Source organism: Beggiatoa alba B18LD, assembly GCF_000245015.1.
In the GTDB taxonomy this organism is placed as follows: Bacteria; Pseudomonadota; Gammaproteobacteria; order Beggiatoales; family Beggiatoaceae; genus Beggiatoa; species Beggiatoa alba.
Window position 1 is genome coordinate 263796 of sequence record NZ_JH600070.1, and the last position, 15152, is coordinate 278947.

At 38.4% G+C, this 15152-nt stretch carries 15 protein-coding genes; 9 read left to right on the top strand and 6 right to left on the bottom strand.

Going from position 1 to position 15152, the window contains the following annotated elements; all coding sequences use genetic code 11:
* Positions 1–36 precede the first annotated feature (36 nt).
* The 4 genes from BEGALDRAFT_RS01025 (at position 37) to BEGALDRAFT_RS01040 (ending at position 6639) form a co-directional block, all read left to right on the top strand.
* On the top strand, positions 37–813 hold the full coding sequence (locus tag BEGALDRAFT_RS01025) for a TatD family hydrolase (RefSeq protein ID WP_002682767.1): 777 nt from the start codon (positions 37–39) through the stop codon (positions 811–813).
* Positions 810–1562 carry a tRNA threonylcarbamoyladenosine dehydratase gene (locus BEGALDRAFT_RS01030; protein WP_002682769.1) on the top strand — a complete coding sequence of 251 codons (753 nt, stop codon included), beginning with the start codon at positions 810–812 and terminating at the stop codon, positions 1560–1562. The genes BEGALDRAFT_RS01025 and BEGALDRAFT_RS01030 overlap by 4 nt, the downstream gene beginning before the upstream one ends.
* Positions 1563–1754: 192 nt before the next feature.
* Positions 1755–5015, top strand: coding sequence for an ATP-binding protein (locus tag BEGALDRAFT_RS01035; protein ID WP_198284586.1), 3261 nt, complete (start codon positions 1755–1757; stop codon positions 5013–5015).
* Between the two features lie 445 nt (positions 5016–5460).
* A complete protein-coding gene (locus tag BEGALDRAFT_RS01040; RefSeq protein ID WP_002682772.1) occupies positions 5461–6639 on the top strand; it encodes a hypothetical protein in 1179 nt (392 codons plus the stop codon).
* Between the two features lie 178 nt (positions 6640–6817).
* On the opposite strand, the gene BEGALDRAFT_RS18645 is transcribed toward BEGALDRAFT_RS01040, so the two are convergent.
* From BEGALDRAFT_RS18645 to BEGALDRAFT_RS01060, 5 genes are all read right to left on the bottom strand, one after another.
* Entirely contained in the window at positions 6818–6952 is a 135-nt protein-coding gene (locus BEGALDRAFT_RS18645) for a DUF3096 domain-containing protein (protein ID WP_002682773.1), read from the bottom strand.
* A 126-nt stretch (positions 6953–7078) separates the two neighbouring features.
* The gene (locus tag BEGALDRAFT_RS19470) at positions 7079–7549 is read right to left on the bottom strand and encodes an IS630 family transposase (protein ID WP_157237528.1); all 471 of its coding nucleotides are present in this window, start codon (positions 7547–7549) and stop codon (positions 7079–7081) included.
* A complete protein-coding gene (locus BEGALDRAFT_RS19475) occupies positions 7536–7901 on the bottom strand; it encodes an IS630 transposase-related protein (protein ID WP_040294832.1) in 366 nt (121 codons plus the stop codon). Before BEGALDRAFT_RS19475 ends, BEGALDRAFT_RS19470 begins: the two co-directional genes overlap by 14 nt.
* 281 nt (positions 7902–8182) lie before the next feature.
* A complete protein-coding gene (locus BEGALDRAFT_RS19340; protein WP_198284587.1) occupies positions 8183–8473 on the bottom strand; it encodes a transposase in 291 nt (96 codons plus the stop codon).
* Between the two features lie 20 nt (positions 8474–8493).
* The gene (locus tag BEGALDRAFT_RS01060; protein WP_040294833.1) at positions 8494–8823 is read right to left on the bottom strand and encodes a transposase; all 330 of its coding nucleotides are present in this window, start codon (positions 8821–8823) and stop codon (positions 8494–8496) included.
* A gap of 748 nt (positions 8824–9571) precedes the next feature.
* Here BEGALDRAFT_RS01060 and ccoN point away from each other — a divergent pair.
* Genes ccoN through ccoP form a run of 4 tightly spaced genes read left to right on the top strand, consistent with a single transcriptional unit; the run spans position 9572 to position 12794 of the window.
* Entirely contained in the window at positions 9572–11044 is a 1473-nt protein-coding gene (gene ccoN, locus BEGALDRAFT_RS01065; protein WP_002682777.1) for a cytochrome-c oxidase, cbb3-type subunit I, read from the top strand.
* Positions 11045–11058: 14 nt separating this feature from the next.
* The gene (ccoO, locus tag BEGALDRAFT_RS01070; RefSeq protein WP_002682779.1) at positions 11059–11676 is read left to right on the top strand and encodes a cytochrome-c oxidase, cbb3-type subunit II; all 618 of its coding nucleotides are present in this window, start codon (positions 11059–11061) and stop codon (positions 11674–11676) included.
* Between the two features lie 4 nt (positions 11677–11680).
* Positions 11681–11872: a cbb3-type cytochrome oxidase subunit 3 gene (locus BEGALDRAFT_RS01075; protein ID WP_002682781.1), complete on the top strand. Its 192-nt coding sequence runs from the start codon at positions 11681–11683 to the stop codon at positions 11870–11872.
* A complete protein-coding gene (ccoP, locus tag BEGALDRAFT_RS01080; protein WP_002682783.1) occupies positions 11865–12794 on the top strand; it encodes a cytochrome-c oxidase, cbb3-type subunit III in 930 nt (309 codons plus the stop codon). Before BEGALDRAFT_RS01075 ends, ccoP begins: the two co-directional genes overlap by 8 nt.
* 64 nt (positions 12795–12858) lie before the next feature.
* Here ccoP and BEGALDRAFT_RS01085 read toward each other — a convergent pair whose 3' ends face one another.
* On the bottom strand, positions 12859–13242 hold the full coding sequence (locus BEGALDRAFT_RS01085; RefSeq protein ID WP_002682784.1) for a RidA family protein: 384 nt from the start codon (positions 13240–13242) through the stop codon (positions 12859–12861).
* Between the two features lie 70 nt (positions 13243–13312).
* Between BEGALDRAFT_RS01085 and BEGALDRAFT_RS01090 the strand changes: the two genes are divergently transcribed.
* A complete protein-coding gene (locus BEGALDRAFT_RS01090) occupies positions 13313–15052 on the top strand; it encodes an ABC transporter substrate-binding protein (RefSeq protein WP_002682786.1) in 1740 nt (579 codons plus the stop codon).
* Positions 15053–15152: the final 100 nt, after the last annotated feature.

Genomic DNA, 15152 nt, shown 5'->3' on the forward strand with positions numbered 1-15152 from the left:
TTGCTTGTATGATAACCTGCTGAAATATCTAACTGTATGAGTACACACTTACTGATTGATACACATAGCCATTTTGACGCGGATGAATTTACACAAGACCGCGCGGAAGCGTTTGCACGTGCACAAGCTGTCGGTGTGAGTATGCAAATTGTTCCCGCTGTTTCCTTTCGTGGATGGGAAACACTACGAACAGTTTGCAACACTTATCAAGGTTTATACCCTGCATATGGATTGCATCCCATGTATTTAGCGGAACATCAAGCGAGCCATTTAACCGCCTTGACTGAATGGCTACATCATGAATCTGCCATTGCTGTTGGTGAATGCGGTTTAGACTACTACGTTAAAGGGTTAGACCCTGCACAACAAAATTATTTTTTTACCGCACAACTACAAATTGCCGTCGACCAACAATTACCTGTTATCATTCACGCCCGCCGTGCGGTAGAAACAGTGATTCAACAAATACGCCGTTTTCCACGCTGTCGGGGCGTTGTTCATAGTTTCGCAGGCAGTGAACAACAAGCCCGCCAACTCCTTGATTTAGGATTTTATCTCAGCTTTGGAGGGCCGATTACCTATCCAACAGCGCATAAACTCCGTAAATTAGTCCAAGTGCTTCCCCTAGAAGGCATCTTATTAGAAACGGATGCACCTGACCAACCACTGGCAAGCCATCGGGGGGAACGCAACGAACCTGCTTATTTACTCGAAGTGCTGACTTGTATAGCAGAATTACGCCAGCAATCCCCCGCCGAGATTGCCCGCATCACAACCCGTAACACCTTTGAATTATTTGGTTTAACACAATGACAGACTCAATTTATACCCGTACTGAAATTTTATTAGGTGAACCTACACTCAATGACCTCATCGACCACCATATTTTAATTGCAGGCTTAGGCGGGGTCGGCAGTTTTGTTGCGGAATCTTTAGGACGTTTAGGCATAAAACGCTTAAGTATTCTTGATCATGATGTCGTCGCCCCTTCAAATTTAAATCGACAACTGGTCGCGCTTCACTCAACACTTGGACAGCCTAAAGTTGAAGTAATGGCAGCTCGTTTATTAGACATTAATCCAAATATACAACTGATTAAACACGGCGACTTTTTACATAAAGAACAAGCACACGAATTTATTCAAACAGGCAACTATGATTTCGTCGTCGACTGCATCGATTCTATTGCCTCAAAAGCGGCACTGGTTGCAGCTTGCCTACGCTTAAACGTACCGATTGCTTCCAGTATGGGGGCAGGCAATCGCCTTGATGTCAGTAAAGTAAAAGTTGCAAAACTCAATCAAACAGAAGGCTGTGGATTAGCCCGCGAATTACGCGCTTTACTGCGTAAAGAAGGTGTACGCACAAACTATCCTGTGATTTACTCCCAAGAAATCCCCCGCCAACCACTTCCTCATCAACCCGTTAGCGGCGTTGAGGGCAGACCCCGTGCAGTCAATGGCACTATTTCCTACATGCCTGCACTCTTTGGCATGATGTTATCAGGCGTTGTTGTACAAGCCTTATTAAAGCAAATTGAAGAAAAACAAGAGACAGCGTAGTATTAAACAACTTTAACGGGTATTGAATGAAATACCCGTTTAAAGCTAAAAAAATTTTATGTGGATTCAACGGTTTTCAACATGAATGACCACATACAGACCATTCTCGTGTTATTTATTTTCATCGACTAACACCCGCGCTCCCCCAGCACATCCATCACCCCTATGTCACGCGATAAGCAACCCAGATATGTGCCATTAAAATATATGTTAATGGGCTCTTTTCTCCTGTTAATTGTCCCCATTTTAATATCCCTTTCTGTGTTTGATTATCTAAATGCAAAAAAAGATTTAGAAAAAGCCTATTTATTGCTACAAACGCAAACTGAAAGCAATATTGTTAATGCCATTAACCTTGTCGATGCAGGACACAAAGTTTTAGAAAGTTTTTTAGAAAAAGAAATTGAACGTTTATTTCCTCAATTCTTAGCTGCTTACGAAGCGGCTGAACGTAATCCATTAAACATGAACCTGTCCGACTTAAAAAAACAATTGGGCGGAAAAATGGATTTATACATTATTAATCATCAAGGAGAAGTGAAATATACGACTTATACTAAAGACTTAGGTCTAGATTTTAGAAAATTTCCTGATTTTTTCGAATTTTTAGATAATATTCGTCGTCATGGTGAAATTAAACATGGGCGTATCGCCGTAGAAGCCCGTACTGGTGCATTGCGTAAATTCTCCTACATGCCAACACCAGACCACCGCTATATTTTAGAAATGGGCATACAATCCAATGAGTTTGAATCCCTAATGGGCGGGCTAGATTTACTTAAAATTGCCGAACGCTTAAAAAAACTGAATCCTTCCTTAAATGAAGTCAATATTTACAGTCAACATGGGCATTTAATCAGTGACCCTTCCTATAAAATTGATAATGATAAAGTCACACTAATTCGTAGAATTTATATAGAAAAGAATACCTATCAAATTGATAAGCGCGATAAAGGGCAAATCATCCGTTATTTATTCGTTAACTTAAAAAACGAAAAAGGAGATAGCGTTTCAGACCCCAGTAAAGTAATTGAATTAATTTATAATACTAAAATGATTGATGAAGGATTAAACCGTATTGCTGTGTTTCACCTATGGTTAGACTTTATTGCGGTTATTCTCTGCTTTTTATTCACGTTTATCATTTCTGCATGGCTAACTCGCCCTATTCAAGACCTTGTGCATAGCGTTGATGTAATTGCCCAAGGTGATTTAGAACATCCTATTAATGTTAAAACTAATAATGAATTAAATCTTTTAAAACAGAGCATTACTATCATGGTTGATAGTATGTCAACTTATATTAAACAGATTAAGTGGCAAAATGCCGAATTATTAAAATTAGATAAATTAAAAGATGATTTTCTCTCTAATACCTCGCATGAATTACGTACCCCGATTAATGGCATTATTGGAATCGCTGAATCTATGATTGATGGGGCAACGGGTGATTTGCCACTAGAAGTTAAAAATAATCTCAGCATGATTGTTTTTAGTGGTCGCCGTTTAGCCAATTTAGTGAATGATATTTTAGATTTTTCTAAATTAAAGCATCAACATTTAGAATTACAGTTAAAACCAATAGAAATAAAAGTGGTAGTTGATGTTGTAGTGGCAATTTCACGCCCTTTAATTGGGCAGAAAAAAATTGAGTTAGTCAATCATATTAAGACTGATTTACCTGTATTAGCAGATGAAAATCGCCTACAGCAAATTTTATATAATTTAATTGGTAATGCGATTAAATTTACAGAAAGTGGCGTGATTGAGATAAATTGTCGTCCTGACGGTAAATTTTTAAAAATCATGATTTCTGATACAGGTATCGGCATTTCTAAGGAAAAATTGCAGAAAGTTTTTACCCCCTTTGAGCAAGCAGATGGGTCTATTTCTCGTGAATTTGGTGGAACTGGCTTAGGTCTTTCTATTACTAAACAACTGGTTGAATTGCATGGCGGGACAATTAAATTAGAATCTACGTTAAATATAGGTACTCGTGTCAGTTTTACTTTACCCCTGTCTCAAGAACCTGTAGAACAAAGTAGTCAAGGGTATTTAACACCGTTGATACAGCGTGAAAATTATAGAAATGCATTGCCTGCCTTATCGGCAAAACCATCTGTATTAACAGACAATCAAACTACGACAGTATCGGCATCGACGAATACTTTTGTAGAAATACAGCAGGATGAAAAAACTGATCGTAAGAAAAGTTTGTCGATTTTAATCGTGGATGATGACCCCATTAATCTACAAGTTTTAGAGAATCAATTAAAATTAGAAAATTATGGGGTAACACGGGCAGCGAATGGAATGGCTGCATTAGATGCAATTAATAGCGGCACATATTTCAATTTAATTCTGTTAGATATTATGATGCCTAGAATGTCGGGTTTTGAAGTGTGTCGAATTATTCGAGAAAAGTGGGGAGCTAATGAATTACCGATTATTATGCTAACCGCTAAAAATCAGGTTTCTGACCTCGTAGATGGGTTACAAGCAGGCGCGAATGATTATTTAAGTAAGCCATTTTCTAAAAATGAGTTATTAACGCGCATAAAAATTCATATTCAATTATCCCGTGTCAGTATCGCTTATAGTAATTTTGTTCCTTTAGAATTTCTTAAGCTTTTGGAAAAAGACAGTATTATTGATGTACGTTTAGGCGACCACGTGCAGAAATATATGGCAGTTTTATTTGCCGATATTCGTTCGTTTACAACCTTATCTGAAAGTATGACCCCGAAAGAAAATTTTGATTTTATTAATAATTATTTACGTCGTGTTAGTCCTGTTATTCGTGTACATCATGGTTTTATTGATAAATATATTGGTGATGCATTAATGGCTTTGTTTCCTGAAAAAGCGGACGATGCGGTGCAAGCAGCAATTGATATTCATCGTGAACTTGCTTTATTCAATGCAGCACGGGAAGCGCAACAGTTAGTCCCAATTAAAGTGGGTATTGGTCTGCATATTGGCACGTTAATGTTAGGGACGATAGGCGAAGAAAAACGGATGGAAGGCACGGTTATTTCTGATGCAGTTAATTTAGCCTCGCGGTTGGAGGGGTTAACGAAATTATATGGAACTTCTTTGTTAATCAGTGGTGAGCTGTTAGCGGAGTTAGAAGACCCAAGTCGTTATTATTTTCGGTTCTTAGGCAAGGTAAAAGTCAAGGGTAAAAATGCTCCCGTTTATATTTTTGAAATTTTGGACGCAGAACCCGAACAGATACGGCAAAGGAAGATTGCAACAGAGGCAATATTTAATCAGGCAATGGAGTTTTATTATGCAAAACAATTCCGTGTTGCTGCTAAGTTATTTCAGCAGGTATTGATTGAAATGACTGAGGATAGAGCCGCAGATTTTTATTTAAATCGTTGTCTTTATTATGCAGAGACGGGCGCACCGTTAGATTGGCAGGGGGTTGAGGCATTAACAGAGAAATAGAAAAATAATTGATTTGATAGACAGAGGTGACTAGCGACATTTATTAACACCTCAAGTATTGCGAAAAAGAGTTTAAATAACCTGCGTTCGGCAAGTTTCTTTTAAAAAGACAATATTGTCTGAATCAGGATTTAAAAGCATCATTTGCCTTAATTTTTGGTTTGAGGATTTTAAATCCTGTGAATCTTAATTTAAACAGTTTTTAAATCTTATCAAGTAAATCAAAATTAAAACAAGAGGAAAAAAATAATGTATTCAATTAAAATAGCTGAAACTACTTTACACCTGAAACTATAGCAACTTTCTGTTTTAGTTTTTTGAATCTCGCAAAACTGCGGGTTAAGTGCTTTTGTGCTTGATAAGTGGAACTTGCAAGGCATTCATTAGCAAGCACTGATTGATAAAACTTACTCTATATAAATTATTTCTCTTGGATATTTATCGTATGGCTATTTTAAGATGCCCACACTGTCAATTTTTAAAAGAAGTCGCAAATACGTATCTTGGTAAGACTGCACCTTGTCCAAAGTGTAAAAAAGAAGCTAAAGTTGTTGATACAATTAAATTAGTAGAAACTGCAGTAAATCGTTTTTTAGAAGTGAGTCAAAAATATAAAGAGTTAAAGCAAAATAGTGATAATACTGAATTAAAACTAAAGAACCTTGTTGATAAATTAATTACACTGACGAATGAAAAAAATGCTTTAAAAGCACAACTTGAAGAATTAAGTGAAAATAACTCCTCAATCACCCCCGCTAAAACAGATGCCCCCACTTTAAGCACTTCCTTATTTAAAGAGTTTAATCAAAACAACACTACCACTAGCAAAGCAACAGAAACAATCATTGTTCCTGATGGTTATGTTTTTGAAAATCAATCTTATGCCGCTGAACTAAATAACTTTCAACCTGTGGTAAATTGGTTTAAAACTCGCAATATTCAAATTGAACCAAATGTACAAGCATCTGATATTCAAGGTTATTTTGATGAAGTTGCGGTGATGATTGGGGATAATTTAACCATTTTAGATAAATTGTTAGATGGCATTCGTTATCGACAGCGTAAAGGCTATGACCGATTCAAAATTGAACTTAAAGAATATAATCAAGAAGATGAGAAGCTTATTAAGAAATTTTGTCAAACGGCTTATGAATTTGCGTTTTTCTCTCGCTATCAGTTTAACCGAGAATTAAATAGTATTTCTCTAGTGTTAAATAATTCGCCACAAATCCAAAACTTCTTTAATGGGGATTGGTTAGAGTGGTATGTTTTTATGAAAGTTGCTTCGTTTTTGCTTGCTAATAAATATCCTTTTGCCTGTTTGCGTAGCTCTAAAATTGTTTCTGCAACTACCAATCAGCAGCATGAAATTGATATTTTTTTCTTAATTAATGGCAATCAGCCATTATGGATTGAGTGCAAATCGGGCGAGTTTCGTGATTCAATTAATAAATACCAAGAATTGCGTAAGAAATTGAACATTAATCCTGATTATTCGTTGTTATTAGTTTCTGGTTTGGAAAATGAAAAAGTGGATAATTTTAGCCGCATGTTCAAAATTCGGATTATGAATGAGAAAAAATTATTGCCATATTTAGCGGGATTATTTCAAGCAAAAAAATAAATTGATAATTAGTTATTTTAGAAATCTGTTAGGTTTTAATTTAATTGCCTAGTTATGCTGAAACGGGAATGCCGTTAGATTGGCAGGGGGTTGAGGCATTAACGGAGAAATAGAAAAGTAATTGATTTGATAGACAGAGGTGACTAGCGACAATTATCAGCCTCTGTCAGGCATTGATTTATCTTAAACCAATTAAGCCAATCACGCCCACGATAATTAGATAAAGCGCGACGACATAATTTAAAAGTTTGGGTTGTAGAAGAATTAAAATGCCTGCAACCAGTGAAATTACTGCATTGATATGAATGCCCATCACGTTATTCCTTCCTAGGTCATTGTTTCTTTTTCTGAAGGTCTTTTAATGATTCATTATAAAGAGCTTCAGTGCCTACCATTACTCATCTTGAGTATGTGTTATAGCAAACGAATTATAAAAAGATTAAATAGAATTCAATAAAAAGAGCGCATCAATAGAACAATATTGTTGTTTGCGGAGAGTCTTAGCCTGAGCCCATTTATGCTCGATAGGATTTAAATCAGGCGAATAAGGAGGTAAATATTCCAAGAGATGCCCAGCATCTAAAATAGCCTGCTGAATATCACTACGTTTATGAAAAGTGGCGTTATCCATGACAATGACAGAGTTCTGAGGGAGTTTAGGGAGTAACTCTTGGGTTATCCAAGCAAAAAAGACATCAGAATTAACCGCCCCAGAAACTAAAGAGACCGTTAGTAAACAAAAATTGAGCAAAGCCCCGATGACATTAGTGCGTCCCTTTGCGTGCCAGTCTTGCGTACCAGAGCAACGTTTGCCGATAGGGGCATAACCAAAACGACGTGGCATATCATGAGCAAAACCACTTTCATCGATAAAAACAATTTGCCTATCAGATTGTTTATAACGATTCATTTTGTCTTGGAAGACTTGCCGTGCTTCGGGGTTGGCTTTGGGATGTTTGAGGTTTTTTTTTACGGCTAATTCCTAGACGTTTTAACGCTTGGCGAATCCCCCCTTCAGTTATTCCAAAACGGGCTGCACGTTCGTAATGGTAAGCATCGGGATATAACACAACATCTTGTTTTAGAGCTTCCATATCTATTTTGCTTGGTTTGTTACGTGTCCGTTTGGCTTCTAAGACTTTACTCCATCTCACTACACTTGCGATGGCTATTTGAAAGCGTTTTGCTACCGCTGCTAGGGTGAGATTTTCTTCTTGTTTCACTTTTAATACTTTACAACGGAAATCTGTTGAATAGGTCATTTTCTATACTCTTTTTGTGATTCGCTTGCTATATAGAACCGATTTGAAATGTTTAAAAAAAAGCGATTCGTTTTATCATGAGTCTGATAAAACACAGTTTCAGTTTAGCATTAGCATTCTCAAGAGTCCGTTCAAAGTTCTTAACTAAGGACTTACATCGCTCAACCCAAGCATTAGAACGTTCTACTACCCATCTTGCTTTAACAGGTACAAAGCCTGTCTTACCTTGTGCTAACTTTCTTGCTTATTGGGCTTGGGAGATAACTCAAACTGGATTTTACTCAGAATATCAGGATAAATTTTTCTAACGCTTCCTGAATACGCACAGGATGATAGCCATTATCCAAGAGAATTGTCGTTTTAGGCATCTCTAAAGGTTTGTTCCTGAAGTAATCGATATTCTCCTTGAACAGCTCAATCAATCCTAGGTCATCATTGATATTGGCTTTTGTACAGCGTGTAAACAAGGGCAAGCCTAAACTATCAACGGCTAAGTGTCTTTTAATTCCATTGGTAGCTTTGTAAAAGCAGAAGCCTTTACTTTGACGACTCGCCAGACAAGTATTTTTCACCGCTTGGGAATCTACTATGATTAGGCTTGTATATTGAGCGTTTTTTTTGATTGCGTGCGGGCATTTTCATGTAAGCCTATCATCAGTTTATCGATAACTCCCGAAGCCCGCCATTGTTTATAATGCCAATAAACCGTTGAATAGGGAGGGAAGTCTTTAGGAAGGTCGCCCCAATGGCAGCCATTTTTGAGCTGATAAAGCATTGCATCAAATAGCAGGCGATAGCCCCATTTATGCGGACAGGTAAGCTTTTTTTTGGGCAATAACGCATTTAAGAGGGGTTCAACCACTGCCCATTCTGCATCTGTTAGGCTACTTGTGTAAGGACTCTTTTTGTTTTGTTTTTTCATCTTTTACATTTTATCTTAGACTTCAAATAGGTTCTATAACGATTACATCATTTGGAAAAAATAGCAATATTGGGAAAAAATTTGAAATTTATGCAGTTATTAGTAATCTGTGCAAAAGTTGCAGAAGAATTGAAGGAAACAGGGGTTTATTGGCTTATTATGGCAAGTTTTTTCTGAGTATTTTTGTCGGTTACTAATTATTTTTTAACATAGATTATAGGGCTAGCATTTTTTTTAGCGATATAGAAAAAGTTTTCTATTTAAGCTGGCTTAAAAAGTATAAAATAGAAAACGCGGCGTAAATAAGCTGATAAGTGTTAGGCTTACGGAGTTACTGAGATTTAGTATTGATGGGGAGTAATATTTTTAGCAGTGTGATTTATTGGTATGATTACCTATAGATGCCGTAAAATAATGCGACACACAAATGCGCGTTGTCATACCGCTGTTGCCATAAGCGATGGTTTGGAGAAAACGGATATTTAGGTAATCTCAAAGGCTAGGGATAGACTTTGAGGGTGGTGTTTTATCATGCCTTTAATGGATGCAACTGTAAGGTGGGTTATTTTAAATGAATGACCTACTTTCCCATGAAAAGATTAACATTTTTATTTTTAGTTAAAAACCACTGATAACACGAATCATCATTTTTTAATGGCATCCACTTTTTTGTAAATTGAGGGTTGTTTCCAGATAAAAAAGGGTTGGTGTTATTAATTATTTTTTATTTTGCTACAAGGAGACATTTATGGCGGAAGCTACTTATTCTGCTGATGTAGCGGTGGGTCAAGAAGAGACTTACAACTACAAAGTCGTCAAGCAGTTCGCTATTATGACGGTGGTCTGGGGTATTGTCGGTTTTGCGGTTGGGGTGTTGATTGCCGCTCAATTGGCATGGCCTTGGTTAAATTTCGATATTCCTTATCTGACTTTTAGTCGTTTACGTCCTTTACATACCAACGCGGTTATTTTCGCCTTTGGTGGTTGCGCACTATTTGCAACTTCTTATTACGTTGTACAACGTACCTGTCATGCTCGCTTATTTTCTGATTCTTTAGCCAGTTTTACGTTTTGGGGTTGGCAAGCTGTGATTGTGTTAGCCGCAATCACCTTACCGTTAGGGATTACCCAAAGTAAAGAGTATGCGGAATTAGAATGGCCAATTGATATTTTAATTGCCGTGGTATGGGTGGCTTACGCAGTTGTGTTTTTTGGCACAATTGTTAAACGTAAAGTGCCTCATATTTATGTGGCTAATTGGTTTTATGCGGCTTTTATTATCACGGTTGCCATGTTACACATTATTAACAGTGCGGCTGTGCCTGTGAATTTCTTTGGCTGGAAATCTTACTCTGCTTATGCAGGGGTACAAGATGCAATGGTGCAGTGGTGGTATGGTCATAATGCGGTCGGTTTCTTCTTAACCGCTGGCTTTTTAGGGATGATGTATTATTTTGTGCCTAAACAAGCAGGTCGTCCTGTTTATTCCTATCGTTTATCTATTGTTCACTTTTGGGCATTGATTTTCGTCTATATTTGGGCAGGTCCTCATCACTTACACTACACCGCCTTACCAGATTGGGCACAATCCTTAGGGATGGTAATGTCCTTAATTCTTTTAGCACCATCTTGGGGTGGGATGATTAATGGTATCATGACCTTATCAGGTGCGTGGCATAAATTACGGACTGACCCTGTTTTACGTTTCTTAATCGTTTCTCTGTCCTTCTATGGTATGTCCACTTTTGAAGGTCCTATGATGGCAATTAAGACTGTCAACGCTTTATCGCACTACACCGATTGGACAATTGGACATGTTCACTCTGGGGCATTAGGTTGGGTGGCTTTGGTGAGTATGGGTAGCTTGTACTACATGATTCCCCGCTTATTTGGTCGTCCTTTATACAGCTTAAAATTAGTGGAAGTGCATTTCTGGACTTCTACGATTGGTATTGTGTTATACATTTCTGCTATGTGGGTTGCAGGTATTATGCAGGGCTTAATGTGGCGTGCAACCAATGCCGATGGCACATTAACCTATAGCTTTGTTGAGTCTGTTGCTGCCATGCATCCTTTCTATGTGACCCGTTTCGCGGGTGGCGTATTCTTCTTGTTAGGCGCGTTAGTAATGGCTTTCAACGTTTACAAAACTGTTACCAGCCGTAGCACTGAAAACGCGGAAGTGAATGATCGCATTCCTGCCCCTGTGTTAGCTCACTAAGGAGAACGCTAGAAATGTCAACAGCACATGGAAAAGTTGAGAAAAACATTGGCTTTATGATTATCCTAATCATCCTCTTCGTCAGCGTTGGGGGATTAGTGCAAATCGTACCGTTGTTTTATATGCAATCCACGACTCAACCTGTTGAAGGGTTAAAACCTTATGACGCTTTATCTTTAGCAGGTCGTGACGTTTATATTCGTGAAGGATGTTATGTGTGTCATTCTCAAATGATTCGCCCCTTCCGTGCAGAAACAGAGCGTTATGGTCACTACTCTGTTGCAGGTGAGTTCATTTATGACCGTCCTTTCCAATGGGGTTCTAAGCGTACAGGTCCAGACTTACACCGCGTTGGGGGTCGTTATAGTGATGAGTGGCATCGTTTACATCTACTCAATCCACGTTTAGTCGTGCCTGAGTCCATCATGCCGGGTTATCCTTGGTTAGCCGAGAATAAAGTGGATGGTGCAACCGTACAAGAACGGATGCAAATGTTAAAAGACACTTACGGTCATCCTTATAAAGATGAAGAAATTGCAGGCGCAATGAAAGCCGTTGAAGGTAAAACTGAGATGGATGCGATGATTGCTTACTTGCAAGGCTTAGGTAAGACCATCCAAACACGGAGATAAACCAATGGATCACAACTACATTTTAGGCGTAGTGCAATCTATTTGGACTGTGGTAGTCATGATAGGCTTTTTAAGCATTGTGGCATGGGCGTATAGCCGTCGGCGTAAAGAAGAATTCGACGATATAGCTCGTCAACTGATTGAGGATGATGATTCCGTAGTAACAACGGGCGTGAAGGAGAAACAGCATGTTTGATAGCAGTATGTTTGTGAGTGATTTTTGGGAGTGGTTTATCATTGCGCCCACGTTAGGGGGCATTTTCTTGCTGTTTGTCCTCATTATTTGGATGTCGCTCGGGATTAAACGCCCAAAACAAGGTGAAGATGTTAAAACCATGGGGCACGTATGGGACGGGGATTTAGAAGAGTTAAATAATCCTCTGCCTATGTGGTGGTTAAACATGTTTTACATCACCTTATTTTTTGGACTTATTTATTTAGTTCTGTTCCCTGGTCTAGGCTCTTTTAAAGGCGTTCTTGGCTGGACAGAAGTAAAACAGTATGAGCAAGAAGTTGATGCAGCTAATACACGGTTTGGTGCTTTATATGAGCAATATAAATCTCAACCCATTCCGCAATTAATTGCCAACCCCGACGCGCTAAAAATTGGACAACGCTTATTTCTGACCTACTGCACTGCCTGTCATGGTTCTGATGCAGGTGGCGGTCCTGGTTTCCCCAATTTACGCGATAATGACTGGTTATGGGGGGGAACTCCTGAAGCGATACAAGCCAGTATTGCCAATGGTCGTCAAGCCATGATGCCCGATGCAAAAGCCAACGGTTTAAATGAGCAAGACATTAAAAATGTTATGCAATATGTTCGCAGTTTTAGTGGCTTACCTCATAATGCAGAAGTTGCCGCAGAAGGGAAAAAGAAATTTGACACCATTTGTATGGCTTGTCATGGCATGGATGGGAAAGGAATGCCCGCGATGGGCGCACCTAACTTAACCGACAACGTATGGCTATATGGTCGTGACGAACAAACCATTGAAGAAACCATTCGCAATGGTCGTCGTGGAATGATGCCCGCTCACTTAAACTTCTTAGGTGAAGCAAAAGTCCACTTATTAGCGACTTATATCTATAGTCTGAGCAATACACCCAGCAAATAAAGCACGGGATTATTGTTAAAAATTAAGAGGGTATGAATCTATAAAGGTTCATACCCTTTTTTACTTATGCCAATACCATAATGGCATCCATTTCTACGCCAACCCCTTTGGGCAAGGTTGCAACGCCAACCACTGCACGTGCTGGATAAGGTAGCTGAAAATACTCTGCCATAATTTCATTCACTAAGGGAAAATGCGTTAAATCTGTTAAAAACACAGTGAGCTTAACAATATCTTTTAAATCTCCACCCGCTGCTTGCGCGACCGCTTGTAGATTTTTAAAGACTTGATGCACATGAGCTCGCATATCCCCTTGACACAGTTGCATGGTTTCTGGAACTAATGGAATTTGTCCTGATAAAAACACAGTATTCCCTGCCTTAATGGCTTGAGAATAAGTACCAATCGCTTGAGGTGCATTAGGTGTATTAATAACATCGTATTTCATGACAATTTACCTTTAGTTATGAATTATCATTTAAAAGAATTAAAAACCTGATTATTGAGGAGAATTTTTTATGTTTAATCCACTAAAAACAATCTTAATGTTGCTCTTTAGCACCATGCCATTTTACAGTGTGATGGCAACGCCCCCTTTATCGACGGATAAAGTAACAACTGAAAAATCTACTGTTGTAACAACAGGTTCACGGTATGAACCATTAACATTACGTGCCGACGATAGCAGTAAACGCACCGCGCCAGCGTTAACGAAAGGCTCGCATTTAAAAGTTTATCTGCCCAGTTTGCCCTATCTCTACATTTCTCACGCGATTAATGGCGCACTCTTCCGCCCCGCAAATAACACGAAAGGATGGGATTTTGATTTAGCAACAACCTATCGTCAACTCAGTGAAACAGTCTATGAATTTACATTACGACAAGGCGTTGTTTTCCAAGATGGAACACCTTTTAATGCAGATGCCGTTTTACTCAACATGCACTATTTCAAACAAAAACCCTTTACTTATAGCAAAATACATCAAGTCTTTGACCATGCTGAAAAAGTTGATGATTATACAGTGCGGTTTTATTTAACGGAAAAATATGGTGTTTTTTTAAATGACGTTGTTTGGATTCAATTTTATACCAAAACCTATTTAGAAAAATTTGGCTGGAATGGCAAACCTACCTGTCCTAACTTAGCAGAAGCAGGCTTATACGGCTTAGGACCTTACATTTTGACGGAAGGCTATATCGAAGGTGATAGAAAAACACCCAAAGCAGAACTAGTCGCAAATCCCCTATATTGGGACAAACGCTATCCCAAAATAGAACGAGTTACCATTTACACCGAATTAGACAGCCAAGTTGCAAAAGATGGGGTGTTATATAAAGAAAATGCCTTAGATATCACGCCTATTGCGTTTTCACAAAAAGTTGAAACCATCCTGTCACCTTACGGCAAATTAGTCGTTTCACCCTCCACTGATAACTATACAATTCATATCAATACAATAACGGGTAATGAACGCTTAAAAGATACTGCTGTACGTTTAGCCTTAAACCAAGCCTTACACCAACACAACCTATTATATTTTACCTATGATGGAGAAGGCGAATTATCGCCCGTTGCCGTTTCCCCCCAATTTCCAGGTGTGCGTGAAGCAATGCAACACATTCAACCCTTCTCTGTCCGTCAAGACCCTTACACACCAGAAAAACAAGAACAATTGAAAAAAATTCTCAACGGTTTAACCCTTAAGGTCTTAACACAAGAACGCTTTATGTTCTTATGGCGCGGTATTGAATATCAATTAAACAAAGTGGGTGTAAATTTAGAATTCAGCATCACCAATACCGAAACAACCATTTTTCAACAATTATTAAGCACACGTGCAGGCAAAAATACCCAAACATGGGATTTATTAAGCTGGGGAAATGATGATTGGTTCTTTTACCATCCATGGACAGTCTTTTTTACCTTTCGCACCAGCGACGTTTGGAGCACGATGTATAAAGACCCTGAAATGGAAAACTTAATTGATGACATGTTTAAACAAACCATTGGCGAAGCAGGCTATAACGAAAATGTGTTAAAAATTATGCAACGAGCATATGACAATGCCTATTTACTCTTTATACCAACGCCGAACAAAGTATTCGCGGTCAATAAAGAAGTGATATTTACCCCCTATAAAATGGCATCTTTGCCCCTGTGGGAAATTGAACTCTCAACTATGCATCCCTCGATTCGTCAGGGTGCATATCCTGAAGAGCTAAAAAAACCCGTAGAAATTGTGCGCAAAAATTTCTGATAAAAACCGCTATTCAAAAAATAGGATTCACCATTTTCTAACGATTTCTGCCTATAGCAAAACCGTTGGGAAATGGTTAAATGTTAGAATGCTTCCTCAA